The sequence below is a fragment of the Cohnella ginsengisoli genome (genome assembly GCF_029525555.1).
Classification (GTDB): domain Bacteria; phylum Bacillota; class Bacilli; order Paenibacillales; family Paenibacillaceae; genus Cohnella; species Cohnella ginsengisoli.
In genome coordinates this window covers 2,101,712-2,127,385 of the sequence record NZ_JAPDHZ010000002.1, presented here as the reverse complement: position 1 = coordinate 2,127,385, position 25,674 = coordinate 2,101,712, and the positions used below count along the sequence as shown (strand labels likewise).

The window sequence follows — 25,674 nt, the reverse complement described above, 5'->3', positions numbered from 1 at the left end:
CGGGTCAATGCGCATGCGATGGATAAAAACGGCTGCGGCGGCAATCGCGGTCGCGATGACGGTCTCGGGCCTGGCGCCTGGATGGGCGCTGGCCGCAGGCCGGCTCCAGCTCTCGGACGATGTGCTTCGCATCAGCGTGAACGAGGCGAACGGACGGATCGGCGTGGGGACGACAGGAGGCGATCCGGTCCGTTCCGGCGACGAGGATCAGCCGCTCGTCTACAATCCGGATACGCCGGAGACGTCGTTTACGAGCTTTCGGATCGACGGCGAGGAAGTGATCTACGGACATACGTACGGCCCGGAATCGGCGCCGTACGGCTCTTTCGTACAGGAGCCCACCGTCGAAGGCGGCCGGATCGTGTCGGTGTGGCGATACAGAGGCGTCGACATTCGCCAGACGGTCGAGCTCGTGCCGCAGAACGACAAGACGCTGCCGGCGGGCAATGCGAAGCTGTCGTACCGGGTGGACAACAAGTCCGGCAAGAGCGTCAAGCTCGGCACGCGGATTTTGCTCGACGTCAAGGCCGGAGACAATGACGGACCGCTGCTGATGGCGCCGGGCGAACTGTCCCCGACGATCGGCGAACGCGAATTCGGCCCGGCCGAGGTGCCGTTGTACTGGCAAGCGATGGACGATATCGACGATCCGTCGGTCATCGCCTACGGCACCTTGTACGGCTTCGGCGAGAAAAAGCCTAGCCGCGTCATTTTCGGTCACTGGAACGGACTGTCGGCGACGAAATGGAAGTACGACTGGAACCAGTGGACCGATTATACGGCGGACGGGGGGGCTGTACGGAACGGCGGACAGCGCGGTTGCCGTCTACTGGGACGAAGCCGCCCTGGCCGGCGGCGCGTCCGCGTCGTATTCGACCTTGGTCGGCATGGGCGAGATGAAGCAGCGGCAGACGCTGCTCGACAATATGGCGGTGACCGTCTCGGCGCCGCAGAAGGTGACGGCGGAGGACGGCGGTCAGGCGTCGTTCGAGCTGTCCGCGGAGCTGGCGAACAATCTCGCGAAGTCGGTCGCGCAGAAGGATGTGCGCGTCGAGATCGTATACCCGGGCAGCGCCCAGTTGACCGGAGGCAGCGAGCGCGTCGCCTATATCCCGGCGGTCGCCAAGGGAGAGCGGCTTTCCTTCCGCTGGCGGTTCGTCGCGACCGGCGCGGATACGGTCAACGTCTATGCCTTCAAGGTGCGCGTGACGGTAGGCGATCCCGACGCGCCCGGCGTGAAGACGCGGGAAGAGACGGCGCACATCGTCGTGCTGAAAGACTTCCGGCAGCCGCCCGATATCCAGTTCACGGCCGTCGCGCCGAACCGCATGTACGAGAAGGAAGCGTTCCGCAAGGTCATTATCTACGGCAGCAACCTGAATTTTCTCAAGGACGCGCCGGACCGCTGGCATGTGTACATTCAGGCGGCTAACGGCGAGCGGACGAACATCGAATCGAAGTACGTCACCGTCGACAGCGACAGCCAGCTGTCGGTCATGCTTCCGCAGCTGCCGCTCGGCGCTTACGGCATCGGCGTGGAGCACGATCTGAGCAAAGGGATGTACCGTCCCGACGCGATCCGCGTCACCGACGACATCTCGGTCATGAAGCGCGGGTACGGCACGCTCCTGATTACGAAGAAGGATACGCTCAAGACGCGCACGGACATCGGCGGGCAGTATACGCTGCGGACGAACAAGATTTACTACGCCAAAGGCGGCGCGCTGCCGTCCGTCCCGGCGGGCGAGGAGGAAGTGCTCCGCATCCAGGGCAACATCCAGGACATGGGCGACGGCACGTATTCGGTCGTGCCCCATCCGTCGCAGGCGGTATCGCTCGGCAACGTGCTGAAGCTGACCGTGTCCGAATTCGACGCGGACATGCCCGGCGAGATCGTCGTCAAGCCGGTCACGTACGAATACGAGGACAACGGCCTCGTGTACGACAGGGCGACGCAGGCGGTCGTCAGCGGCAACGACCAGAGCCGCATCTACCTGAAGCAGCTGACGAAGATTCCGAATTCGCCGCTGATCTGGAAGAAGGCCTTTACCTTTAACGTCAACGATATGAAAATCAAAAATCCGAACGTGTTCGGGTTCAGCGACGACGCGCAGGCGATCGTCGGACCGTACGTGCTCGGCATCAAGCAGGTGAAGGTCGTCTACGATCCGGACGCGAAAAAGTACGCGGCCGAATTCAAAGGCTCGCTCGACATTTTGTCGATCATGAAGACGCTGTACCGCTTTTTCGGGGCCAGCGACAACGCCGCGCTCAGCAAGCTGCTGTATGCGGAGGTGGCGGTCGATCAATTCCGCGTGTACGAGGACGGACAGATCAAGTTCGCGCTGGAAGCGGGCGTCGGGCTGCCGCAGATGAAGATCGGTCCGTTCGTCACGATGGACAGCCTGAAGCCCAGCCAAACCGGCGGAGTCGAGGGGCGGCTGCGCATCGATTCGATCCAGAATCTGTACAGCATCTACGCCAAGCTGAGTCTGCCGAACCTGGAGTCCATCCCGACCGGATCGGGCGGCAGCTTCAACCGCAGCTCGCGGATTCAGGGCAAGTTCGGCATCTTTACCGTACCGACGCCGGAAGGCGGAGTCGTCGCGTTCCCGGACGAATTCATGGCCGAGTACGCGGACAACGTCGGATTCATCAACATCCCGAACATCCCGCTGACGATCAACCAGCTCGGCGGGGAGATCAAGGGGCTGCATACGATCCGCGACAGCATCGCCAAGGGCATCTATCCCGACTTCGGCGGCAGCTTCTGGTTCGGCGTGACCGATACGGTGTCGCCCGTCCTGCTCGGCAAGCGGGCGCTCAGCGCGTCCAACGTCAAGCTGTCCATCGGCGCGCGGGAAGCTTCCTTGAGCGGGACGGCGAATCTGTACTTTTTCCCGATCGCCGACATGACGGGCAAGATTATGTTCTATCCGGTGTCCGGGGCGCTTATCGGCGGGCGCATCACCCTGCTCGACGTCATCGTCGGCCAGGCATCGGTCGAGCTCAGCTACAATAACGAGTCGTCGCAATTTTACTTCGGCGGCTATGTTCGGGGCTCCGTCCAGCTGCCGCCATACTCGCCGATCTTCCCGGGACTGAAGCTCGCGGACGCGTCCGCGGCGCTGAACACGAACTTCGTTCAGGCGTACGCCAAGGCGCTGAACACGATCCCGGTCGGCGTGCGCTACACGTGGAGCACCCAGCAATTGCAATTTTTCAATCCGGATCAGAAGGGCTTCTCGGCGGTGTCGGCCCTGTCGGCGCTGTCGGCTTCAGGCGAGGCCGATCCTGAAAGGCTGGCGATCGGCACCAATCTGAAGCGGCTTCAGGTCAAGACGGCAGCCGGCGCCGTGCGGGCGCTGGCCGCGAAGACGGTGACGACGTTCGAGTCGGCCGGCGGCGAAGCGCTGCTCGTACAAGCGAAGTATGCGAAAGACCGCGACATCGTCCTGAAGCTGACCGATCCCGACGGCGAAGAGGTTCAGCTCGTCGAGGAAGGCGACGGGGCGAACGTTTACCGCAGCGAATACGCCGATCCGGACACCGGAACGGTACAGAGCTATATCGCGGTCACGGTGCCCGCCGAGCGGAGCAAAGCCGGCACTTGGACGCTGACGAGCAGCCTGCCGGCGGAAGTCGAAGCGTTCGACGCCGCTCCGACGCCGGAGATCGAGACGCTCGCGGCGGCGCAGGACGGCGGAGAGACGGCGGTCGATCTGAAGCTCACGCGGACGCCGGCGGACGGGCGGACCAAAGTCGACCTGTATCTGCAAAGCGTCGATGCCGCGAAGCCGTTCCTGTCCCGCATCGTTGCGGACGAGACGGTCGCGGACGACGAGGCGACGCTTCGTCCGAAGCTGCCGGAAAGCATCTCGAGCGGATCCTACAAGATCGTCGCGGTGCTGAAGCAGTACGACGGGAGCGGCGCGCTTTTGCAGAACAGCTTCCGCGATTCCGCGCCATTCGCCGTGACGAACCCGAAGGTGCCGACCGCGCCGGGCAACGTGACGGCGAAGGCGATCGGCCGCGGCGCGGTCAAGGTCGAATGGGATGCCTCGGCAGGCGACGATCTGGCCGGCTACTACATCTTCACGGTAGACGCAGAAGGGAAGCCGGCGGACGGCTCGAACTGGACGTTCGTGCCTTACGAGGAAGGGAAGGACCGGTACGCGGCCGAGATCAGAGGCTGGACGCCGGAGACGTACCGGATCGTCGTGCAGGCGGTGAGCGAAGTTCCCGACGGCTCGGCGAAGGATCCCTACGAAGGGTATCCGATGGCCGACTGGGCGAGCGTCGACGATCCGCTTAAACTGGGCCAATACGTTGCAGCCTGGTCTCCGATCGCGGGCATATCGGAATACGTCATCCGGTTGAAGGACGCGGACGGCGCGACGTATGCGATCCCGTATTACGGCGAGCCTGGCGCGAGCGACGAAGGGGACGACAGCTTATATCGAACGACGCTGTACGGACTGCCTGCCGGCAAATCGTTCGACATCGCCGTGTATGGCGTCGCCGAGCAGGATCTGAAGGCCAAAGCCGTGCAGGCCGTCGACATCGGTGCCGGCAAGAAGCGCATCAGCTGGGACAAAGTCGACGAAGACGGCGTGCGCTCCTACACGATCTACGGGAAGCCGGCGGACGACAAAGCGCCGGTCGTGCTCCTCGAGCATCCGGTGCCGTCCGCGGGTCAGCCGGCGCGGTATGCGGACATCGAAGCAGACGGCTTCGCGGAAGGCGTAGCCTACGATGTCTCGGTCATCGCCAATGTGGCTGGCGAGCAGCCGGAGCAATACTTCGGCGAGTGGTCGTCGCCGGTCGAGCTGAAGCTGCCGGTGCCCGATCCGCCTGCGTTCGACCTCAAGGTGCAGCCGGTCGATCCGGCCGGCGGCGAAGTGCGAACCGACCGGGATGCGGACGGGTTGCCGTATTTCCGCAGCAGCACGGGGGACGTGACGCTTAGCTTTACGAGCGACGAGGCGGTCCGTACGGAAGTTCGGGTGAACCCGTCCATGTACGATCCCTTGGCCGAACCTGACGTGTACACAGGGACGGCTTGGACGACGAATGTCGTGCTGAAGGAGGGCACGAACGAGATCGAGGTCGCCGCTTACGACGGCGACGGCGACGCCGACGAGAAAACGTATCGGGTCGTCGTGAAGGAAAACGGGCCGATGCTGGCGGTGGACGAGCCGGCTTTCCCGGGCGGTCAGGTCGAGCTTACGGGCCAAACCGATGTAGGCGCCGACGTGACGGTGAACGGCTTCCCGGCATCGGTGGACGACGCGGGGCGCTTCACCTACCGGCTTCCGCTGCCGGACGAGCAGGCGTTTGATGTCGAGATCGTGGCATCCGACGCGTTCGGTCTGAACAATAAATACGTCCAGCGGATCGTCAATCCGAGGGTCGGCCGCATCGAGAAGGTCGTCATCGGCATGCAGCGCGAGATGAGCTCGGGCGCCAGCCAGCCGTTGAGACTGTACGCCTACGACGGCGAGGGCCAAGCGGTGCAGCTGCCCGGCGATGCGGTCGAGTGGACCGTGCTCTCTGGCGGGCAGTATGCGGAGATCGCCGGCGCCGACCTGAAGGGGCTGCGTCAAGGTCAGGCGGTCGTATCGGCCAGCTATCGGGTAAACGAGCAGTATGCCTGGACGGATTACGGCGTTTTCGACATCGACCAGCGCAGCACTGTCGCGATGACCGATCTGGAGGCGGTGACGGCCGATCTTGGCCATGTTGCCATTGGTTATGCGGAGGGAGAAGGGCCGACCGGCGTGACGAAAAACGTCGTGCTGCCGACCGCAAGCGCGAACGAGACGAACGTCGCCTGGTCGTCCAACAATCCCAAGGTCATCGACGCGGCCACCGGGAAAGTGACCCGACCGTCGTTCGAAGCGGGCGATGCCGCGGTAACGCTGACGGCGACCGTGACCAAGGGCGTCGTCAAGCAAACGAAGACATTCCTTGTCAACGTGTTGAAGCTCGCGGAGTCTGGCGGCAGCAACGGAGGAAATAACGGCGGAAATAACGGCGGCGGTACGGATCAGCCGGCCCAGCCGTCGGAGCAAGCCGGCTGGCGCATCGATCCGGCCGCCGGGGGCACGATCTCCGGCGCCGGCGCCTCGATACGTTTCCCGGCAGGCGTCTTTCCCGAAGCGTTCCGCACCTATGTCGCGACGCTTCCGGAGGATGCCGCCGGCAAGCTGCCCGGTGCGCAGCGCCGCGTAAGCCGCGTATACGACATCACGAAGTCGGCGGCGGGCATCTTTTTGAAGCCGGTCACGATCACCTTGCCGTTCGACAGCGCCAGACTGGATCCGAAGGCCGATACGGTCGCCGTTTATTGGCTGAACGAGGTGACAGGCGAGTGGGTGCCGCTCGACAACGCTTCGATCGACTGGACGCGCGGCAAGGTCAGCGGCGAAACGATTCATTTTACCAAGTTTGCCGTACTGACGGTGCCGGGACAGCTTCCTTCCGGACAACCGCTGCCCGCATTTAGCGACATCTCGGGCCACTGGGCGGAAGCGAGCATCCTGACCATTGTCGGCCAAGGCTATGTCAAAGGCTATCCGGACGGCAAGTTCCGGCCAAATGCCAAGGTGACGCGGGCGGAGTTCGTGCAGTTGATCGTCCGTGCCTTCGGCATCGCGGAAGCGAACGCGAAGACCGGCGCCTTCGCCGACACCGCGAATCACTGGGCGCGCGGCGCCATTGCCGCAGCCCACGCGGCGGGCATCGTCGACGGCTACGAAGACCGCACGTTCCGGCCGGACGATCCGATCACGCGCGAGCAGATGGCCGTCATGACGGCGCGGGCGATGAAGCTTCAGCCGGCTGCGGCCGGCGGTAAGGACACGGTCTTCACCGATCGCGCGGACATCGCCGATTGGGCGCTGCCTTCGGTGCTGGCCGCGTCGGAGAACGGCTTGTTCGTCGGGTACCAGGGCGCGTTCCGCCCGCATGCCTATGCGACGAGAGCCGAGACGGTCGAGACGCTGAGGCGCGCGATCGCGTTACGCACACCATAACGATTCACGAACTCGGACGGGCCTCCTCGCTGTAAAGCGGGGGGCCCGTTCGTTTTATATCCGGAAGGAATTAAGCGAAATGACAGATTTACACAAATTTCTTTTTGTGATTATATTGGAATAAGGTGGCATTGCTGCGCGGTTTCATAAAGGAGGCTGATTCGATTGTTCATGTTCACGTTAGTCCCCATCTTGTTTATCGTTATGGGAGCCGTCGGTTTGTTCTTCCCCAAAGTATCCTGGTATCTAGGGGCCGGGTGGCAATTCAAGAATGCGGAACCAAGTACGGCCGCTCTCGTCTCTGCTCGGATCAGCGGGCTGCTTGCTATCATTGCAGGCGTTTTCCTTCTTACTTCAGGCATTCTTCCCCATTCATAACGAACATACAGTAGCGTAGAGCACCGAGGGAGGGGAAATGTTATGCGACTTCAAAAAAAGTATATTCTTATTCACGACGCTATATATCGCCCTTACCCTGTTTGTTGGGTCTGCCTACGCGAGCTGGGCCTATTCGTTCGTTGTCTACCGCGGAGATGTATACGTCATTTCAGAGGAACGCGTAGAGCCAAACCAAATCGGCGCGAAAATCGGTAAAGTCACCAAGTACACGGATCTTGAAGGCACCTACGCCGGAAATTTTTCAAATCAATATCCGAAGGGAACGAAGTACTACCAAATCCTAGGCGTTAAAATTCACGATGCAATCGCCGTTAGAGAAGCTGAAGGCGTATATCTAAAAGCAAATTACGGCGGTAAATACGCAGGCGGCCGAAATTTCGGTTCGGATGACTTGCCCATGGTTCTAATCGCCGTATTCGTATTGCTGCTAGCTGGCTTTTACATAAAGAAGAAATCAGGTCGATAGCTCAAAAATACCAAGGCAGCCGTTGCATTATAGGAGGCTTTGCCAATGAACGAATCGATATTAAGTTACGATGATGTTTTGAATATGCTAGATACCTTATTAAAAGGAATGATGCCGTAGCGTTTGGATGATAAAATGCAAACATACGCAGGCTTCCCCCCTTGAACCTTACGTAACGTAATGATTTATAGTAAAAGCAACAGCAGGACGAGACACAAGACAACGGCCAAACAATCGAACCATATTAATTCGAAGTCGGAGGAGAAATAAACATGAGAAAACTCGTATTGTTCATGCATGTGTCGCTGGATGGGTACGCGTCAGATTCGAACGAAGCGCTGAATTGGATTCCGTACAACGAGGAGTTCGAGAAATACGCCGAGGAAGTCGTAGCCGAAGTGGGCTCTCCCGTTTACGGACGTACGACGTATGAGATGATGGAAAGCTACTGGCCCACGGTGCTGGAGGATCCGGATGCGTCGGTGCACGATACGGAGCATGCTAAATGGGTGCAGGACGTGAAGAAGATCGTCATTTCCAGCTCGATGGACAAGGCGGAGTGGAACAATACGATGCTGATCAAGGACAACATCGCAGAGGAAATCATGGCGCTCAAGGAGCAGCATGGCAAAGATCTCGTTATTTTCGGCAGCCCGGGAGCTGCGAAGACGCTGCTTGAGCTCGGCCTGATCGACGAATTTTTACTGACGATTTGCCCGGTCATTCTGGGCAGCGGAAAATCGGCATTCGACGGCGGCATCGAGAAAATCAAGCTCAAGCTGCTGTCCAGCCGAACGTTCAAGTCGGGCGTTATCGCGACCCGCTATGCGGTGGAGAAATAGTCGCGCCGCACAAGGCGTTTCGCTTTAACGGGGAATTTTACTATAATTAAACAGCCTGCCGGCGCGATCCGGCAGGCTGGTCTGTTATCGGGCAGCATGGCGTAACCAGCATTTACAACCTCGAACGGCAAAACCTATAAATTGGAGAATGACACCCGATGATTCAACGAATAAAGTCGTGGGCTAAAGAGCTAAAAAGAAAGGTTTTTGTCCTCTATTTTGCGTATAGGGATGAACGCACGCCTTGGTATGCGAAGATGTTCGCGATATGCGTGGTCGCTTATGCCTTCAGTCCAATCGATTTGATACCGGACTTTGTTCCTGTATTAGGTTACCTGGACGATGTGATACTCGTTCCGCTTGGCGTCGCGCTTGCCTTGAAGATGATACCGAATGCAGTGATTCAGGAATGTTCTCTGAAAGCCGAGACCCGATTAAAGAGCGGGAAACCGAAAAACTGGCTTGCGGGAAGCATCATTATTTTGTTGTGGATCGTGGCTTTCCTATGGATTTCTTTTGCTGTATATCGTCGTTTTTCCGTTCTCCATTGGATGTTCATCGTCCATAGCTACCTCTTTCGATAAAGTTCTAGGGCTATCCGCTTCTCGGCGCCCACAGCATGACCGATACGCCGATCAGACAGATGCCGGCCCCGATCCAATCGTACGTATCGGGCGCTTTCTTGTCGACGAGCCATCCCCATAATACAGCGAGGACGACAAACACGCCTCCGTAAGCCGCGTACACGCGTCCGAACGAAGGGAAGCTTTGGAGCGTCGGAATTATGCCGTACGCGATGAGAACGAGACTCCCGACGATGCCATACCAAAGCGGCTTCGATTCCCGCAGCCACAGCCATACCATATAACCTCCGCCGATCTCGGCCAATCCCGCAAGCACGAATATAAAAACAGCGAACAGCAAGCAGCAAAGCCCCTTTCGAACGTGAACCCTTGTATGTCAAGTTTAACACGACCGCCGCAAGCATCGGAATACCGACCGCCGATCACGATCCGCCGCAGCGTTTTTGCGCGCGTTTGTCATAAATTGTTGTCGGAATCCGCGCACGATTATGGTAGGATGGACTGGCCTTCGAATTGAGGCAAATACAGACACAGATAAAGATCAGGATTAGGAGATTGCCATCGTATGTCCACCAAGAACAACGCGCATGTCGTCAGACAAGCGCTTTTGCTCGGGCTGTTTTCGACGCTCGGGCCCTTTACGATCGATATGTACCTGCCGGCGTTCCCGGAGATCGTGGAGCGATTCGGCACGACCGCTTCGCTGGTACAGCTCAGCCTTACCGCCTGCCTGCTCGGACTCGGCATCGGCCAGCTCGTGATGGGCTCGCTCAGCGACGTCCACGGAAGACGGACGCCGCTGCTCATCTCCATGGCCGTATATGTAATCGCCTCGTTAGGCTGCGCGTTTTCGCCCCATATCGGCGTGCTGATCGCCTGCCGGTTCGTGCAGGGCTTCGCCGCGTCGGCGGGCATTGTCATCTCCCGCGCGATCGCGCGCGATCTTTACGAGGGTCACGAGCTCACCCGGTTTTTCTCGCTGCTCCTGCTGGTCGGCAACTTGGGGCCGCTCGTCGCGCCGGTCGCCGGCAGCGGCATTCTAGCGTTTTCTTCCTGGATCGGCGTGTTCGTCGCGCTGTCGCTGCTCGGCATCTATTTGTGGATCATGACCAAGTGGCGCCTGAAGGAGACGCTCCCGATGGAACGGCGCAGTCCGAGCAACTTCAAGCAGCAGCTTCGAAACTACGGCACGCTCCTGCGCGACCGTCAGTTCGTCGGCTACATGCTGGCACAGGGCATCATGATCGCGGGCGTATTCGCTTACGTCTCGGGAACGCCATTCATTTATCAGAATATATACGGCGCTTCGCCGACTTTGTTCGCCCTGTTGTTCGGTTCGAACGGCATCAGCCTGATCATCGGCTCGCAGATCGTCGGACGGGCGTCTCACCGGATATCCGAACGCGCCTTCCTGCTGTTCGGCCTCTGGATGGCCTTATTCGCCAGCGTCGCCGTCCTGATCGTGGCCTACGTCCACGGTCCGCTGTTCACGCTCGTCATCCCGCTGTTCGTCTTCGTGGCGTCCATCGGGATGACCTCCACGGCGGCCTTCCCGCTCGCCATGGAGAGCCAGGCGAACATGGCGGGCAGCGCCGCGGCGCTGCTGGGCGTCATTCCGTTCCTGCTCGGCGCGGTCGTCTCCCCGCTCGTCGGCATCGCGGGCGAAGACACGGCCGTTCCGCTCGGCGTCATCATCCTGGCGACGAGCGCGGCCGCGATGCTCGCTTATTTCCTGTTAGTGAGGAGCGGACGTACGGCCGAGCAATCTTAAGCTTTGCGCCGACGCCACGTCCCGCTTCTAGCCGCAAACCCATATCGGAGGTGCTCCCATGACCGTCAACCCGAAGCTTCAACAATTATTAGCCGATGAAGGCGTCACGTTTTCGGCTTTGGATATTTTCAACCAGCAGTTCGATAAAGGCCGCATGATGTCCCGGCGCTACGACGCCGATCAAGTGGACGCGTTTTTGGACCAGGTCGTCAAGGATTACGAAAAGCTGTACAAGCTGCTCGGAGACATGCAGGTGGAGATCGAGGCGTTCCGCGAGTCCATCACGAACAAGGCGGAAATGTCGGTCGAGCATCTGCATGTCCGGTTGCGGAAGATCGAGCATTATTTGCAAGGCAACCGTTAATCGGGATTCGTACAAAAATGAAAACATCCGACCAGGTGCCGATCGTTCACAAAACTGCACATTGTTGAGTTGTGCCGCCCGGCTGCCGCGCTTACCATGAGGCTACATTCCGATGAGGAAGGAAGTTTGTCATGGAAAACGCAAGCAAACGCACGGATGCCGCAACGGTAGAGCAGCCGCGCGAAGGGCCCGCCTGGCCCGCCGAACTGATGGCGAACGCCAACCTCCCGTTCCGTCCGACCGACGCGCTCGTGACGACGCAAAACCCGCCCGACTTCGATTGGCCCTTCGTCCCTGGCGCGGACCGGTACCGGCTGGAGCTCGCGCGCGATGCCGCCATGGACGGCGGTGCGCTCGTGTCCGCGGAGCCGGTGATCAACTTTTACAATTTTCCAGGCCCATTAGAAGAGGGGACCTGGTTCTGGCGCGTGCGATTCCATACGCCCGAGGGCGGCTGGTCCGCCTGGAGCGAGACGCGCAGATTCCGGATCGCGGAAGGAAGCGTGCCGTTTCCCGTGCCGCCGATCGACGAGATGCTCGCGCGCATGGAGACCGCCCACCCGCGGGTCTGGACGAACTCGCGCGAGCTCGCGGCCTTCCGCGAGAGACGCCTGCACGGCGCCGCGAAGACCGTATTCGAGAACGCCCGCGCGTCGGTGCTGGCGCGCATGGACGATCCGCTGCCGCCTGACCCGACTTTCCCATACATGGACAGATCAATCTCCAGCGTATCGCCGGAGTGGGTCAAGGCGCTGCAGGACCTGCGCAAATACGCCGACACGACGCTCGACCATTTGCTCAAAGCCGCCTTCGTCTATCTGATCTCGGGAGACCGCGCGATCGGCGAGCATGCCAAGGCTCATCTGCTCAACTTCGCCTCCTGGGATCCGGAAGCGGCGACGCGGTTCGATATCAACGACCAGGTCCACCGCGCTGTCGCGTATCGCTCCGCCATCGCCTACGACTGGCTGTACGACCTGCTGTCTCCCGAGGAGCGGCAGACCGTCCAGGACATGGTCCGCACGCGCATCGCCGTGCTGATCGAGCATTATCTGGACCGCCAGCCGATCTATCAGTATCCGTTCGACTCCCACGGCTGGACGATCGCGGGCTACATCGGACTGATGGGCACGATTATGCTCCACGACATTCCCGAAGCCGAGGCGTGGGTGCGCCGCGCCGTGCCCGCGTTCATCAATCTGCTCCCGCCATGGGGCGGCGAGGACGGCTCCTGGTCGCAGGGTACCGGCTACTGGCAGTGGTCGTCCGGCTCCAACAAGGAGCTCATGGACGTGCTGCTGAGCGCGGGCGCGATCGACGCGTACGACAAAGCGTTTTCGCGGCACGAGGGTCTGTACCCGATCTATATGTTCCCGCACGGCAGCCCGACCGGCGTGTTCGGCAACGACAGCCACTACCTGCCGGACTGGCCCAGCATCGGCCTGCTGAACCGGCTGGCGCAGATGTACGGCGATCCGCGTTTGCAGTGGGCGGCGGAGGCGATCGGCGAGCGTACGGTATCGGGCCTGCAGGATTACTTCTACGGCGACGAGCGCATCGCGCCGCGGCCGCCGGCCGACCTGCCGAAGGCGAAGTGGTTCGAGGCGACGGGCCTCGTCGCCATGCACAGCGACCTGACCGATCCCGAGCGGATCTCGCTCTACTTCAAGTCCAGCCCGTACGGCAGCTACAGCCACAGCCAAGCGGACCAGAACGGCTTCATCCTTCATGCCTTCGGGGAGACGCTGGCGCTTAAGGGCGGCTACTACGACTATTACAACAGCGTACATCACCGCGGCTACACCAAGCGGACGTATTCCGCGAACGCGATCACGTTCGACGGCAGGCAGGGCCAGCCGATCGACGACTTCGACGCCAAAGGCCGAATGGTCGGCTTCGCCTCCCACCCCGCCTTCGATGCGGCGACGGGCGACGCAGTCGCGGCCTACCGGGGCGGCGAGCTCTCTCGCGCGCTTCGGCATATCGTCTACATGAAGCCGTCCGCGTTCGTCGTCATCGACGATCTGGCCGCGTCCGGTCCGGACGGCGTCTCCTTCGAGTGGAACCTGCATGCCGACGAGCGCCTGACGCTCGATCCGGACGGCGGCGCGACGATCGAGAAGGGCAAGGCCGGGCTGCAGGTTCGTCTGCACGGCGCGGATTCGCGCGGCAGCAAGGCTTCGGTCGAGACCCGGTTCCTCGATCCCGAAGGGGCGGAGGCGACCCCGGTCGCGTGGGCTGCCGGCATGTCGCAGATGCATGCGACGTTCGCGACGCCGAAGACGAATGCCGCGACGCTGGTCGCGACGCTGGCGCCTTATCGTCTGGAAGGCGGCGCGCCGCAGACGATCGCGTCGGAAGAACGCGAAGGCTATCTCCGGCTGTCGTTCGAAGGGGACGCAGTGCTCTACGTCCGCACGGCGCCGGCGGGCGCGGTCGTCGACACCGGCGCCGACGGCTATCGCTTCGCCGGCGCGGCGCTGGCGGTGCATGGCGATTCGCTGCTGCTCGTGCACGGCACGCGGGTCGAGCGCGACGGAAGCGTCGTCTTCGAGAGCGACGCGCCGGCGACGGCCGCCTGGGGCGACGGACGGCTGTCGGCGTCCGCCGACTGCGATGTGGCGCTCTCCCTGGCGGTGCCGGGCGAGGTCGCGCTGTGCGAGCTCGTCACCGGCCGCGAGCTGTCGGCGGACGGCCATCCGGCCGCACGCCTTGGCAGCCAGGGCGTGCACTGGACCGCGACGCCAGGGCGCCTGGCGCTCCGGCTGGAGCAGGGCCAGCACGCCTATCGGCTGGACGACGCGCCGCTGCCGGGGCCGCTCGCGCCCGTGACGCTGCCGACCGAGATCGACGGCGCGCCGGGCGAGACGACGCTCGAGGCTTGGCTCGACGTCGACGGCGGCCGCCTCGCCTGGGGCCGGCTTGCGCTGAAGGCCGGCAAGTACGAGGTGCTTGAGGCGCCGGCGGGCTTCGCGTTCGCGCGGCACGGCCGGATCGGGCGCGGCGCGCTTGGTTCGAGCGAGCCGGTGCTGCTGCGCGGCGAGCCCGGGCTGCTGCGGCTGCGGCGCGTTGGCGAGGCGGGCGAAACGCGCTGAGCCGCGCGAGCGAGCTGGGTGCGAGCACCGCGAGAGCGACGGGTGCGCGATTGCAGGGCGTGCATGCGAGAATAGCGCATTTTTGCGCTATTCCAAGTACCGTGAGGGCGACGGGCGCGCGATTGCAGGGCGTGCATGCGAGAATAGCGCATTTTCGCGCTATTCCAATCACCGTGAGGGCGACGGGCGCGCGAATGCAGGGCGTGCGTACTTGGAATAGCGCATTTTTGCGCTATTCCGTGTACCGCGAGAGCGACGGGCGCGCGAATGCAGGGCGTGCGTACTTGGAATAGCGCATTTTTGCGCTATTCCGTGTACCGCGAGAGCGACGGGCGCACGATTGCAGGGCGTGCGTACGAGAATAGCGCATTTTTGCGCTATTCCGTGTACCGCGAGAGCGACAGGCGCACGATTGCAGGGCGTGCGTACGAGAATAGCGCATTTTCGCGCTATTCCGTGTACCGCGAGAGCGACAGGCGCGCGATTGCAGGGCGTGCATGCGAGAATAGCGCATTTTTGCGCTATTCCGTGTACCGCGAGAGCGACGGGCGCGCGATTGCAGGGCGTGCGTACGAGAATAGCGCATTTTTGCGCTATTCCGTGTACCGCGAGAGCGACGGGCGCGCGATTGCAGGGCGTGCATGCGAGAATAGCGCATTTTCGCGCTATTCCAATCACCGTGAGGGCGACGGGCGCGCGATTGCAGGGCGTGCTTATCGCAAGCGGATGCCAAATACGAGCGCTCCATAACCGTAGTGCAAGCTTGCATACGCTGCAAACGCCAACGGGACGAAGCAGGTCATGATCTGCTTCGTCCCGTTTGGCTATTTCGGCTTGCTGCGACTTTGGAGAGCTACTGTGCCGCGTTACGCCCGAATATAAAAATACAGCTCGCGGCCGTCTTTCTCGGGCTCGCGCTCCAGGACATAGCCGTGCTTGACGACCTCCTCCGGAACGTTGCGCAGCGAGGCAGGGCAGTCGGCCACGACCTGCAGCAGCTGTCCTTTTTTGGAGCTGCAGCAGCGTCTCGAGCGTATAGATCACCGGATAAGGGCAAGATTCGCCGCGGACGTCAAGCGTGAAGTCAACGGACGGCGGTTGATTTTGCGGCATGGGCGGGCTCTCCTTTCTTGAAACCGTTTTTGAAGCGGTAATGCTTCTGCCAGTAAGCGGCGACGGCAAAGCCGACCGCCAAGACGATCAAAGTAGCTGCGAGCGCGCCGCCGGATCCCAGCTCGTCGATCAGATTGATCTTGGAGCCGCTCTTGACGAGCGTGTCGTAGACGCCCATATGATCCCAAGCGTAGGCCAGCGCGCCGGCGCCGATCACGTTGCCGATGAACACGGGCAGGAATACGATCTGGCCCTCCATCAGGCGGTACATCATGCCGGTCTCGCAGCCGCCGGCCATGACGATGCCGATGCCGAACAGCAGTCCGCCGACGAGCGTGCTGAGCGCGGCGATCTTGGTGATCGGCTCCATCCCGCCTATCAGGATGACCGCGAGCGTGGCGACCGAGCTGACGGCCATGCCGGCGATGATGGCCTTGGTCATCGTGGCGCGACCGCTGATCCACAGGTCGCGGAACGCCGAGGTGAAGCAGATCTGGCCGCGCTCGATCAGGATGCCGAACAGCGCGCCGAACAACGCGGCGACGCCGAGCATCCGGTGGCCGCTCGCGAACAGGTACGCGACGAGTCCTGCATAAGCGACGGCAGCGACGACGCCGAGCGCCGGCTGGACGGTCGAGGGCTTCGCGGCTTTCCGGACGAAGGCGCCCTTGATGACGACCGGCTTGCCCTTCCACCAGGCGGCGGCGACCAGCTTCGCGCCGAGGAAGGTGCCGCCCGCCGTCGCGACCATGAAGATCCAGGCATGCAGCGAAAATTGAGGCACGCCGGTGAAGAAGGCTGCGAGGTTGCAGCCCAGCGCCAGCCGCGCGCCGAAGCCGGCGACGATACCGCCGGCGAAGCCTTGCGCCCAGCGCCTTTTTTGCCTCGGCGCACGAATCTTAAAGTTATTGTTCAGCAGCACCATGATAAGCGCGCCGGCGAACATGCCCCAGACGATCCAGCCGTCCGTCCGGGTGAAGGTCGTGCCCTTCATGCCGATCAGCTTGAAGTAGCCCCAGGACGAGACGTCCGCCCCGAACAGCGCCATCGCATGGCCCGCGAGTCGGGTGAATTCGCCGGTCACAGCCCATACGGTACCCGTGATGCCGAAGTAAAGCGCGCTGAGCAATCCGGCCAGCGCCATGACGAGATAAGGGCTCCAGTAATTTTGGAACAGCCTGGCATGTAGGGTTTTCATCGATCTGTCCTTTCCTTTGTGTCCTTGCTTCCGCCCACCATTTTACTATAATTCGTGCGTGGCGTGGTCGATGAAATACAGGATAATTTTGGGCAAAATTAGTTGCAATAGCATCCTATATCGAGTATTCTGTAATTAGTTGCAATAACATTATATCTAAGGGGGAGAGGAGACTGAGCGAGCAGAGGCCAGGCGGCGAAGCTGTCGCCGAATCGCACGGCCAGTATATATCGGCCATATATCGTCACATGCAGGTGGCGATCGCCGCGGAGCTGGCGCCTTACCGTATCGGGAGCGGCCAGTACATTTTCCTGATGGCGATCGCGTCCGGGAGATCTGTCACCCAGAAGGCGCTGAGCGAACGGCTGCTCGTCGACAAGACGACGACGGCCAAGGCGATCGCGAAGCTTGAAATGGAGGGTTACGTACGAAGGGAACCCGATCCCGCCGACAACCGGTACCAGCTGCTCGAGCTGTCCGAAGCGGGGCGGCAGGTCGTGCCCAAGGTAAGGGAAGCGCTGGCCCGCATGAAGGCTCGGACGCGGAAGGGACTATCGGACGAAGCTTACGATTCGTTCCTTGAATCGCTGAAGATCGTGCTCCGCAATTTAACCGAACCGGAGGAGATGCAGGAATGATCGCGACCCCTTTTATCGTGTTGGACCATTGCAAGGACGAGATTGAATATTACCGGACGATCTTCGGCGGCGACATCGAGATTTTGCGCAAGCAGGGAGATGCGGTGCTTAACGCGGATCTGCACGTGGATGGCGCGACGCTGAAGTTTGCCGATACGCAAGCCGCGAAGCCCTTGCAGAAGGGCGACTACGTCAGAGTCTTCTTGAAGCTCGACACCGAGGACGCGTTCCGAAGCGTCTACGAGGGACTGGGGGCCGGCGGTACGATCGTTGCGGCAGCGTACGAAGCGCCGTTCAACGGGCTGCTGGCCATCGTGACCGACCGCAATGGCGTGTGCTGGGTGTTGTCTTATTATCGCGATTAAATATCGTCCAGAGGGACGAGCGACGCGACGACGAACAGCAGCTGTTCGGGGCCGAACGGCTTGGCGGTGCCGACCGACAGATAAGTGTCGCCGCGCTGCAGGTACCAGGCGGCCGTACCTGCGGTCTCGATCCAATAGGCCGGGCCGTTCTGCAACTCGACTTGCCTGACGAGCGTCGCGCCGGACTTCGGCCGCAGGTCGCGCTTGGATTGCCGGACGGAGAAGTGCGGGTAGCCAATGTTCAGAATATCCTCGTCTTCGATGGAGATCTGCAGGCCATAGTCGGTCGCGATCCCTTTGACGGCTGCGTACGGCTCGGCGATACCGATGTCGTCCGCGGCTTTTTTTTATGTCGTTTAGCTCTTGGTCCTCATAAGGAATGCGAACGAACGTATCGGACGCGTATTCCTCTCTCGAATATTGGGCGAAGAGCGAGAGACGCGCCGGCGAAAACCAATACAGGCGCACCGCATCCTCGCTTCCGTAGGTCGCTTCGATCGCGAGTTCGGGACTGAAGGCGACCGATTCGGCACCGAGGGCGGCGTTCAGGTCGCATGTCTCGGCATGGTCGCCGCTCCAGCGGTATACGCGTGTCGACATCGGCATTCCGCCGGACGCGGCGATCTCAGGCTTCCCGTCAAAGTCCAGGTCGACCTGCCGGACGAGGCCGGTATCGACCGACAACAGCGGCACGGGAACGCCGTCCTCGAACCCGACATAGCGCGTGGTCGCCGCGGCCGCCCCGGTGCTTCCGGTTAGTTTCACCGTCGTTCCCTTGTCTCCGAACAAGCCGGCGGCTGTCTCGACCGTCAGGTCCTCCGCTCTGTCGTACAGGTAACCTGCGATCGGGCCGAGGGCGTACGCTTCGCCGTCGATGGAGAGCGCCGCGTACAGCGCTTCGGTATCGCCGTCCTTGGCGTAGACGACGATCTGCTGTCCTTCGTATCCGGGAACCGGGTAGGTACGGATCGTCCTCGTGTCGGCCGCCGGCCACTTCGCGATGCGCGCCGCCGGCGGAGGCGGAGGCAGCCGCTCCCAATGGAGGGGCGCCTGATCGGGATTTGCGCCGTTCGCCGGAACTGGCGGCTTGGCCGAAGAGGCCTCTGGGCTTAAAACGGAAGCTGCGCTTGATGCGAACGCTGTCGTCGCGCTAGCTTCCGCCGTCGAAGTTGGCGTCAATGCAGGCGCCGTCACGGCAGTCGCTGAAGGAGCGCTTGAAGTGCGTGCCGTCTCCGGCGCAGCGCCGCATCCCGCAAGTGCAAGCGCGATCGCCGCGGCCAAGCCCGCTGTCGCGGTTTTACGATAGAACGTCATGGTCCGTTCGCCTCCGTTCAGTCGGTATATTCATTGGACGAGATGCCGGGACAAAAGGTTAACGGCATGGAGTGCCCAAGCCAGCAAACCTTGCAAAGTCCGCAATTCGTAAGAAACGCGGGATGCATGGCTATGATACTTTGAAGGAGGAAACTATTTAATAAGGGGATTCGGAAAACAGGGTTAAAACCAACCTACTTACACGCCAAATGTAAATCGGAATCTATGGTTGTATCATATAGATATTGATAATAGAATTATTCGGGTATGTGGTCATGGATGAATTCCGCTAATATTTGGGGGATATAACTTGATGAACGACAATATAGAAGACCGCAGTGATGGCGCAGAGCCTCGCGATCCCAAGGTTAGATTCGTGCGCGCGGACGCCAAGCGCAACATTAATGCTTTGCTCCAGTCGGCGATGACGGTGTTCGAGACTTCGGGAGTAGACGCTCCGGTTCGTGAGATTGCGGAGAAGGCCGGTGTCGGCGTCGGCACTGTTTACCGCCATTTTCCGCAGCGCTCGGATTTGATCGAGGCTGTCTTCCGTCAGGAGATCGATGCTTGCGCATATGCTGCGGGAGATTTGGCCGCTAATTACGAACCCGTTGAGGCGCTTGAGCGATGGATGCAACGTTACTTGGACTTCATAGCAACTAAACGCGGACTTGCGGCGGCTCTACATTCAAACGATCCGGCATACGAGACTTTGCCTGTCTGCTTTGTAAAGGAACTCAGTCCGGCGCTAAAGTCCTTGCTTGAAACAGCGACAGCTGCCGGAGAGGTGCGTGCCGATGTCGAGCCAGACGAATTGCTGTGGGCGGTCGCGAGCCTCTGTACAGCGGTACATGACGGAGATACTGTGCATGCACGACATATTGTTGCACTGCTCGTAGATGGATTGCGCTACCGCGCGAAACGCTAGGGCCTCGTCAAGTGGACGGAGGATTTCTCCGGCTAATCGATCAGAAATGCACAGTGCGCTCCCTCACGGCTCGACGCCGGTGAGGGGGCGCACTGTGCATTTCTTAGCGCTTATTTGTATTCAATTCGACCAATGGGGTGGGCAAGCTCCGACATCGTCTTTTGCACTACCGACCAGCTGACGTGCTCAATCCCGAGTGCATGGCGAAGGTACGCCCAGGTGACCTGCTGGATCAAAGCGACACGTTCCGGGTTTTCATCTGTTGTTTCCTTCACCTCGTAACCCGAGATTCCGCCAAGCAAGTGTTCTGCGCCAAAGAGGGTAAGCAAGCTCTCGGCTCCCGGGCTAAAGAAATAGGGGTCGGTCATCCATTCCGGCCCTCGGACGGTCAACTGATACTTTTGCGGGATATTGTCCTGATCCCCGGCGACCACCAGGCTGGGCGTGGTCATGTGCGCGAAGCTCACGTTCAGGTGCGGCATGTTCTCGGCCGCGAACGGTGTCAAGCTGTCCCCGCCTTGCCCGGCCGTAGCCAATAGCACGCCCGCTTTGATGCGCGAGTCGGACAGATCCTCTTCCTTCTTGGTCTCCGGGTTGAAGACGCGCAAGCCCAAAAAGATTGCCCGCCGTTTGGCCGCCGAAGGAGTGTCCGGCTGTAGCGATACGGCTTCGGTCAAGACGTCCGTTGAGGCCGGGAACGGCAGATTCCAGGAACTCTAGCTGATCGAGGACGAGCTTCATGTCTTCGACTCGGAAACGCCAGATCCGTGGTATGCGCGGATCGTCCTTAGGAAGGCCCACTGTCCTCGAGTCGAGATGGGTGGGTTGTATGACCACGAAGCCGTGTGCGGCCCAGAAGTCGACCAAGGGGCCGTAGCCCTCCAACGACGAACCGGATCCGTGTGAGAAAACAATGATAGGTAAATCACGACCGCTCGTCGGCGCGGATACTCTCACTCGCAGATCCTCACCGCGGCCCGGGGCGGATAACACGATCGGCTTCACCGAGATGACTGGAGAGGGTTCGCTAAACTTGAATTCCATAATTAATTGTTCCTTCCCTTCTTCAAAGATTTATGGCTAACTCAGCCATCGTTTTGCTAAAGATGAGCTTAAACGGAACGACGTTCCCATTATAAGCGGAACATCATTCCGTTTGCAATGGTTTTTGAAAATCATCAGTTTATTAGCTTTTTATTATTACGGGTTGGCTCCACCTGGCGTATGCCCTCCATGTGGATGCGTTGCTTTCCTTATGAAGCTCGGCGATTACCCGAACCGCCAAGGCCACCGTTAACCGAAAAAACCGGCTATCTCGCACTCACCGGAGCCGCCGAGGCTACAAGCTGCTTTCTTTATTGCCATATACCTAATAGGTATATTATACTGGAGCCATCAAATCGCCAGATCGGAGGCGGCGTGCCGTGGAATTCGTCATCTTAGGCTTGCTCCTGCTCCGCGATCTAACGCAGTACGAGATCAAATCGATTCTCGAGCGGAAAGTGTCCCCGTTCTATAGCGCGAGCCTGGGCAGCATACAAGCCGCGTTAAAGAAGCTGGAGAGCGGCGGTCATGCGGACCGGCAGGAGGTCGTGCAAGGCGGCAGAAGGAAGCTCGTCTACGCCATATCGGACGAAGGCAAGCGCCATTTCCTGGACTGGATGAAGGCGGACGTCCCCCCTTAAGCAGCTGGACAAGGAGGTCACGACCAGGCTCTTCTTCCTCGGACTGCTCGCTGCCGAGGACCGGGTCCGCGTCGTCGAGGCCGTGATCGGCACGCTGGAGGCGGGGCTTCGCGACTTCGAAGCCGCGGGCATCGCAGCCGGCAGCTTCCCGGTGCCTGATGCCTTGACGGCGATCGCGAAGTATCAGTTCAGGACGCTGGAGCTCGGGCTTCATTTTCACCGCTCGATGCTGTCCTGGTTCCAATCGTTGCTGCGGGAAATGAAGGAGGAGGAGGGACTCGCATGAACGAATCGGTCGTCCAGGCTGCGGCCATCATCGGCGCGGTTGTCGCGGTACTGATCGCGGTATTTCACGTGCTTCTCCTGGCGGGTTTGCCGCTGGGCGCCTATAGCTGGGGAGGCAAGTATACGGGCGTGCTGCCGCCGCGCGTCAGATGGGCGAGCTTGCCCTCGGCCGTCATGCTGATTTTGATCGCGTTAATGTTGCTGACGTATTCGGACGTGATCCCCACGCGTACCGGCCACGGCGCCATCATCCTCATTTGGACGCTTACCGCGTTCTTCGGACTGAATACGCTTGGCAATCTCGCTTCGAAGAGCAAGCAAGAAAAAGCCGTCATGACGCCTGCGGCCGGCGTCGCCTTCTTCTGCTGCTTGATCGTCGCGGTGTGGGGCGGCTCCTAATTTGTCCCAAGTCGCGCGCGATGTTATGCTTGATGCATATCTACCTAGGCAGAGGAGCGATGAATAGGATGTATCAATCGATCGAACAAGTCGTGAACGACTGGAACCAGGAAGCGGCCTTGACGCTTAAAGTGCTCGAGGCGATGACCGATGCTTCGCTGAAGCAAGCCGTGTCCGATACCCGTCCCCGGACGCTTGGCGATCTGGCCTGGCACGTGGCGAGCGCGCCCGTCGGCATCCTCGGAAGCGCCGGACTTCAGATCGCAAGTCCGGATTTCAAGCGGCCCGTCCCGGCGAGCGCCGCGGAGATCGTCGACGCGTACCGCAGCATGAGCGTCGCCGTGGCCGAAGCGATCAAGGCGCAATGGACGGATGCGCGTCTAGCCGAGAGCCTGCTCCTGTTCGGCGCGATGAACATGACTTACGACGGCGTGGTCACGCTGGTCGTTCGCCATCAAATCCATCATCGCGGTCAGATGACCATCCTCATGCGGCAGGCCGACGCGGTTCCTCCGGGCGTATACGGCCCGAACGAGGAAGAAGGCGCCGCGATCAGGGCCGCGCGAGGCCATTAATTAAAGCAGCCGCACCCGAATCAAAATGACGGAGACCTCGGCAGAGGCTCCGTTTTTTCGTTCATCCGTAACAGCCGCCGTTATCCCCTTCGTCCATCTCTATGCCTCTTCCTCCATCTCCGCTTTCGTCTCCAGCTGCAGTACGAGCATAGCCCTTTCCACCTTTGCCAATGCGAGGGAACGCGGCGGTTCGGTTTCCGCGAACGCGCGGTCATGGTACAATAGGGGGATGTGAAAGCGTTTGAAACCCGTCTGATTCCGAACCGATCGCCGCATTCGAAAGGGGCACGCCACTTGCAGCAAAGCTGGTTTCGACGATTGCTACTGTCCTACTTCCCCATCTTTCTGATCACCATTACGATCATCGTATTTCTCTCGTTTCTGATGGTCAACGAGATCTCCCGTAAAGAAACCGCCAAAGCGGACGCCGTCTCCACCCGGTTCATCATGGAAAACGTGGAGCGGACCGTTAACGATATCGAAATGAGCGTCTTGAAGGAAATCGAGACGAACGCGAGCTATGCGTCTTATCTCAACCGACCGACGGACGACGGGAATCTCGTCTATTCCTTGGCGCCTCGCTTGCGCGCGCTGAACGAGAACAACGAGCTGATCGCGTCGGTTTATATGTACCGGGACGCCGACCGGACCGTGCTGACCGAGCGTGGGAAAGACGAGCTGTCCGCCTACCCGGACCGCGCATTCATCGAAAAAGCGCTTCAGAATCCGCAGTACCGGGGCTGGTCGCAAGTCCGGGAGTGGCGGGACGTAGGCAGCACGGCCTCGCAGCGCGTCATCTCCATGTACAAGCGTCTGCCGCTTCCCTTCGGCAGTCAGGGCCTCTTCGTCATCAACGTCAGCATGTATCCGCTCGAGCAGATCGTGAATGCGATGACCAACGACAGCATCTCCTTTTTTGATCATCAAGGACGAAGCGGGCGAACCGTTCTTCGAAGCGCACAAGGCCGAAGGCGTAGGCGGCTCCTCGTCGGGCGGCAAGGTGCTGACCACGCTGCATTCGGACCGGCTGGGCTGGGAGTTCGAGAGCGGGATCCTTGCGGGCCAGCTTTACGCATGGGTATCGGTCATTTCTTACGTGTGGATCGCGATCGGCATTCTGACGGTGCTGCTTGCCGTCGTCTATATCGTGTACATCACGCGCAAAAACTATCGTCCGATCCAGCTGGTCATGAACCGGCTGCAATCGATCCAGCTTCGCACCGACGCGCCGCCCTCCAAGAGGGACGAGCTGGCGATGATCGACAACGCCTTGACCAGCCTGATCTCCAGGTCCATGGACTACGAGAAGCAGTACCATGAAAACCTGCTGCTCCAGCGCAGCCAGCTGTTCGTCGACCTCGTCGGCGGCCACAAGCTCGGCGGCGATCTGGCCGACAAGATGCGCAAGCTGAGCCCGCTGCCGCCCGATGCGCCGGCGGGAAGCTATGCGGTAGCGGTCGCGGAGATCGACGAATATGCGCTTTTCCAGAGCCAATACTCGGTCAAGGACCAGAACGTGCTGAAGTTCGCGCTGATGAACGTCTTTCAGGAGCTGGCACGGAGCGAGCATATGCACGGTTGGGCGGAGTGGATCGCCGGCGACCGCGTCGCCGTCCTGATCGCGCTGCCCGAAGGCGAAGAGGCGAGGAGCACCGAGGATCTTCGGAGCATCTCCGATCAATGCCGCGTCTGGGTCGAGGACAAGCTGCGCATCTCGCTTCGCTTCGGCATCGGCGTGGCCGTCGGGCGACTGGAGGAGGTCGAGCATTCGTTCCGCGCGGCGACCGAGGCGCTCAGGCATAAGCTTTCTCACGGACAGGGCACCATATTATTCGGCGCGGAGATGTCGAACGGCGATCTGAGTCCGATGCTGCCGTACCTCGGGACGATCGCGGAGCTGGTCAAGGACTTCCGGATGAACAACGAGGCTTGGCGGGACGGTCTGCAGGACATGTTCGAACGCTTCCGCAAGGACAGGCTCAAGGACGACGCCATCCGTTCTCTGCTGCAGACGATGCTCCGGATGCTGGGACACGAGCTGGACATCTTCTCCGAGGAGCTTAGATCTCGCTTATCCGGCGACCAGGGAGAGGACTGGCAGCGGATTCTGGACGAATCGAGGTCGCTCGACGAGCTGCAGACCGGCATCGGCGAGTTCCTGAGCGAGACGTACCGATCCTACGTCGTCGTCAGCAAGACGAATACGTACCGCGCGATGATTAACGAGATGAAGAGTTACATCGAAGAGCATTTTTCGGATCCGGACCTATCTCTCAAGCATCTGAGCGACCGCTTCCAGATCTCCGGGAAGTACGCGAGTTATTTGTTCAAAACGGAGTTCGATATGAAATTCGTCGACTTTCTCGTTCATCTGCGGATGGAGCGGGCCGAGAAGCTGCTGCTCGAGACCAAGCTGCCGATTCAGGATATCGCCCTACAAATCGGTTACGCGAACTCGATCACCTTCGGCCGCGTCTTCAAGCGGACCTACGGCGTCGCGCCAGGCGACTACCGCAAGCTGAAGCTCCGTTCGTCGGGCGAATGACCGCTTCCGCCGCGGCGCAGCAAGGAAAATAAGCATCGAATTCCGTTAAAGTTTACTTCGGGAATTCGGTT

General features: G+C 60.5%; 22 protein-coding genes and 2 pseudogenes. 18 read left to right on the top strand and 6 right to left on the bottom strand.

Annotation, left to right across the window (positions count from 1 at the left end):
- The first annotated feature begins 7 nt into the window (after nt 1-7).
- The 6 genes from OMP38_RS09940 to OMP38_RS09920 all read left to right on the top strand — a co-directional run bounded on the left by OMP38_RS09940 (nt 8) and on the right by OMP38_RS09920 (nt 9,328).
- Complete coding sequence (locus tag OMP38_RS09940; RefSeq protein WP_277564927.1) at nt 8-1,432, top strand: hypothetical protein; 1,425 nt, start codon at nt 8-10, stop codon at nt 1,430-1,432.
- A complete protein-coding gene (locus OMP38_RS34595; protein WP_338130497.1) occupies nt 1,329-7,037 on the top strand; it encodes an S-layer homology domain-containing protein in 5,709 nt (1,902 codons plus the stop codon). Before OMP38_RS09940 ends, OMP38_RS34595 begins: the two co-directional genes overlap by 104 nt.
- 171 nt (nt 7,038-7,208) lie before the next feature.
- A complete protein-coding gene (locus OMP38_RS34590; protein WP_338130496.1) occupies nt 7,209-7,415 on the top strand; it encodes a DUF6199 family natural product biosynthesis protein in 207 nt (68 codons plus the stop codon).
- A 37-nt stretch (nt 7,416-7,452) separates the two neighbouring features.
- Nucleotides 7,453-7,902 (top strand): hypothetical protein, encoded by a 450-nt coding sequence (locus tag OMP38_RS09930; RefSeq protein WP_277564926.1) that lies wholly within the window; start codon nt 7,453-7,455, stop codon nt 7,900-7,902.
- 272 nt (nt 7,903-8,174) lie between these two features.
- Nucleotides 8,175-8,744 carry a dihydrofolate reductase family protein gene (locus OMP38_RS09925; protein ID WP_277564925.1) on the top strand — a complete coding sequence of 190 codons (570 nt, stop codon included), beginning with the start codon at nt 8,175-8,177 and terminating at the stop codon, nt 8,742-8,744.
- A 158-nt stretch (nt 8,745-8,902) separates the two neighbouring features.
- Nucleotides 8,903-9,328: a YkvA family protein gene (locus tag OMP38_RS09920; RefSeq protein ID WP_277564924.1), complete on the top strand. Its 426-nt coding sequence runs from the start codon at nt 8,903-8,905 to the stop codon at nt 9,326-9,328.
- A 10-nt stretch (nt 9,329-9,338) separates the two neighbouring features.
- On the opposite strand, the gene OMP38_RS09915 is transcribed toward OMP38_RS09920, so the two are convergent.
- Complete coding sequence (locus OMP38_RS09915) at nt 9,339-9,668, bottom strand: YnfA family protein (RefSeq protein ID WP_277564923.1); 330 nt, start codon at nt 9,666-9,668, stop codon at nt 9,339-9,341.
- Between the two features lie 225 nt (nt 9,669-9,893).
- Here OMP38_RS09915 and OMP38_RS09910 point away from each other — a divergent pair, with 225 nt between their 5' ends.
- From OMP38_RS09910 to OMP38_RS09900, 3 genes are all read left to right on the top strand, one after another.
- A complete protein-coding gene (locus tag OMP38_RS09910; protein ID WP_277564922.1) occupies nt 9,894-11,099 on the top strand; it encodes a multidrug effflux MFS transporter in 1,206 nt (401 codons plus the stop codon).
- 58 nt (nt 11,100-11,157) lie between these two features.
- The gene (locus OMP38_RS09905; RefSeq protein ID WP_277564921.1) at nt 11,158-11,463 is read left to right on the top strand and encodes a DivIVA domain-containing protein; all 306 of its coding nucleotides are present in this window, start codon (nt 11,158-11,160) and stop codon (nt 11,461-11,463) included.
- 131 nt (nt 11,464-11,594) lie between these two features.
- Nucleotides 11,595-14,558 (top strand): DUF4962 domain-containing protein, encoded by a 2,964-nt coding sequence (locus OMP38_RS09900; protein ID WP_277564920.1) that lies wholly within the window; start codon nt 11,595-11,597, stop codon nt 14,556-14,558.
- Nucleotides 14,559-15,424: 866 nt separating this feature from the next.
- Here OMP38_RS09900 and yedF read toward each other — a convergent pair.
- Nucleotides 15,425-15,671, bottom strand: a pseudogene (gene yedF / locus OMP38_RS09895) (sulfurtransferase-like selenium metabolism protein YedF).
- Complete coding sequence (gene yedE / locus OMP38_RS09890; RefSeq protein WP_277564919.1) at nt 15,643-16,869, bottom strand: selenium metabolism membrane protein YedE/FdhT; 1,227 nt, start codon at nt 16,867-16,869, stop codon at nt 15,643-15,645. Before yedE ends, yedF begins: the two are co-directional and overlap by 29 nt.
- A gap of 248 nt (nt 16,870-17,117) precedes the next feature.
- On the opposite strand from yedE, the gene OMP38_RS09885 reads away from it, so the two are divergent.
- Nucleotides 17,118-17,507 carry a MarR family winged helix-turn-helix transcriptional regulator gene (locus OMP38_RS09885; RefSeq protein ID WP_277564918.1) on the top strand — a complete coding sequence of 130 codons (390 nt, stop codon included), beginning with the start codon at nt 17,118-17,120 and terminating at the stop codon, nt 17,505-17,507.
- Nucleotides 17,504-17,872, top strand: a complete 369-nt coding sequence (locus tag OMP38_RS09880) for a VOC family protein (RefSeq protein ID WP_277564917.1) — start codon at nt 17,504-17,506, stop codon at nt 17,870-17,872. The genes OMP38_RS09885 and OMP38_RS09880 overlap by 4 nt, the downstream gene beginning before the upstream one ends.
- Here OMP38_RS09880 and OMP38_RS09875 read toward each other — a convergent pair.
- Nucleotides 17,869-18,027 (bottom strand): hypothetical protein, encoded by a 159-nt coding sequence (locus OMP38_RS09875; protein ID WP_277564916.1) that lies wholly within the window; start codon nt 18,025-18,027, stop codon nt 17,869-17,871. The two genes, OMP38_RS09880 and OMP38_RS09875, sit on opposite strands and share 4 nt — an antisense overlap.
- Nucleotides 18,028-18,959: 932 nt before the next feature.
- On the opposite strand from OMP38_RS09875, the gene OMP38_RS09870 reads away from it, so the two are divergent.
- Nucleotides 18,960-19,178: a hypothetical protein gene (locus OMP38_RS09870; RefSeq protein WP_277564915.1), complete on the top strand. Its 219-nt coding sequence runs from the start codon at nt 18,960-18,962 to the stop codon at nt 19,176-19,178.
- A gap of 321 nt (nt 19,179-19,499) precedes the next feature.
- Nucleotides 19,500-20,114 carry a TetR/AcrR family transcriptional regulator gene (locus tag OMP38_RS09865; RefSeq protein WP_277565227.1) on the top strand — a complete coding sequence of 205 codons (615 nt, stop codon included), beginning with the start codon at nt 19,500-19,502 and terminating at the stop codon, nt 20,112-20,114.
- A 110-nt stretch (nt 20,115-20,224) separates the two neighbouring features.
- On the opposite strand, the pseudogene OMP38_RS09860 reads toward OMP38_RS09865, so the two are convergent.
- Nucleotides 20,225-21,158, bottom strand: a pseudogene (locus OMP38_RS09860) (alpha/beta hydrolase family protein).
- A gap of 380 nt (nt 21,159-21,538) precedes the next feature.
- Here OMP38_RS09860 and OMP38_RS09855 point away from each other — a divergent pair.
- From OMP38_RS09855 to OMP38_RS09840, 4 genes are all read left to right on the top strand, one after another.
- Nucleotides 21,539-21,799 (top strand): PadR family transcriptional regulator, encoded by a 261-nt coding sequence (locus OMP38_RS09855; RefSeq protein WP_277564914.1) that lies wholly within the window; start codon nt 21,539-21,541, stop codon nt 21,797-21,799.
- A gap of 4 nt (nt 21,800-21,803) precedes the next feature.
- Nucleotides 21,804-22,085, top strand: a complete 282-nt coding sequence (locus OMP38_RS09850; RefSeq protein ID WP_338130495.1) for a hypothetical protein — start codon at nt 21,804-21,806, stop codon at nt 22,083-22,085.
- Nucleotides 22,082-22,483, top strand: coding sequence for a hypothetical protein (locus OMP38_RS09845; protein ID WP_277564912.1), 402 nt, complete (start codon nt 22,082-22,084; stop codon nt 22,481-22,483). The genes OMP38_RS09850 and OMP38_RS09845 overlap by 4 nt, the downstream gene beginning before the upstream one ends.
- A 68-nt stretch (nt 22,484-22,551) precedes the next feature.
- The gene (locus OMP38_RS09840; protein WP_277564911.1) at nt 22,552-23,058 is read left to right on the top strand and encodes a DinB family protein; all 507 of its coding nucleotides are present in this window, start codon (nt 22,552-22,554) and stop codon (nt 23,056-23,058) included.
- Between the two features lie 321 nt (nt 23,059-23,379).
- Here OMP38_RS09840 and OMP38_RS09835 read toward each other — a convergent pair whose 3' ends face one another.
- Nucleotides 23,380-23,985: a hypothetical protein gene (locus OMP38_RS09835; protein ID WP_277564910.1), complete on the bottom strand. Its 606-nt coding sequence runs from the start codon at nt 23,983-23,985 to the stop codon at nt 23,380-23,382.
- Between OMP38_RS09835 and OMP38_RS09830 the strand changes: the two genes are divergently transcribed.
- On the top strand, nt 23,975-25,603 hold the full coding sequence (locus tag OMP38_RS09830) for a helix-turn-helix domain-containing protein (RefSeq protein WP_277564909.1): 1,629 nt from the start codon (nt 23,975-23,977) through the stop codon (nt 25,601-25,603). The genes OMP38_RS09835 and OMP38_RS09830 overlap by 11 nt on opposite strands.
- The last annotated feature ends 71 nt before the right edge of the window (nt 25,604-25,674 follow it).

Bases quoted from the DNA above. Each gene is read 5' to 3' on its own strand.
- OMP38_RS09940 (WP_277564927.1), top strand. From the start codon at position 8: ATGCGCATGCGATGGATAAAAACGGCTGCGGCGGCAATCGCGGTCGCG.
- OMP38_RS34595 (WP_338130497.1), top strand. From the start codon at position 1,329: ATGTACGAGAAGGAAGCGTTCCGCAAGGTCATTATCTACGGCAGCAAC.
- OMP38_RS34590 (WP_338130496.1), top strand. From the start codon at position 7,209: ATGTTCACGTTAGTCCCCATCTTGTTTATCGTTATGGGAGCCGTCGGT.
- OMP38_RS09930 (WP_277564926.1), top strand. From the start codon at position 7,453: ATGTTATGCGACTTCAAAAAAAGTATATTCTTATTCACGACGCTATAT.
- OMP38_RS09925 (WP_277564925.1), top strand. From the start codon at position 8,175: ATGAGAAAACTCGTATTGTTCATGCATGTGTCGCTGGATGGGTACGCG.
- OMP38_RS09920 (WP_277564924.1), top strand. From the start codon at position 8,903: ATGATTCAACGAATAAAGTCGTGGGCTAAAGAGCTAAAAAGAAAGGTT.
- OMP38_RS09910 (WP_277564922.1), top strand. From the start codon at position 9,894: ATGTCCACCAAGAACAACGCGCATGTCGTCAGACAAGCGCTTTTGCTC.
- OMP38_RS09905 (WP_277564921.1), top strand. From the start codon at position 11,158: ATGACCGTCAACCCGAAGCTTCAACAATTATTAGCCGATGAAGGCGTC.
- OMP38_RS09900 (WP_277564920.1), top strand. From the start codon at position 11,595: ATGGAAAACGCAAGCAAACGCACGGATGCCGCAACGGTAGAGCAGCCG.
- yedE (WP_277564919.1), bottom strand. From the start codon at position 16,869: ATGAAAACCCTACATGCCAGGCTGTTCCAAAATTACTGGAGCCCTTAT.
- OMP38_RS09885 (WP_277564918.1), top strand. From the start codon at position 17,118: ATGCAGGTGGCGATCGCCGCGGAGCTGGCGCCTTACCGTATCGGGAGC.
- OMP38_RS09880 (WP_277564917.1), top strand. From the start codon at position 17,504: ATGATCGCGACCCCTTTTATCGTGTTGGACCATTGCAAGGACGAGATT.
- OMP38_RS09865 (WP_277565227.1), top strand. From the start codon at position 19,500: ATGAACGACAATATAGAAGACCGCAGTGATGGCGCAGAGCCTCGCGAT.
- OMP38_RS09845 (WP_277564912.1), top strand. From the start codon at position 22,082: ATGAACGAATCGGTCGTCCAGGCTGCGGCCATCATCGGCGCGGTTGTC.
- OMP38_RS09840 (WP_277564911.1), top strand. From the start codon at position 22,552: ATGTATCAATCGATCGAACAAGTCGTGAACGACTGGAACCAGGAAGCG.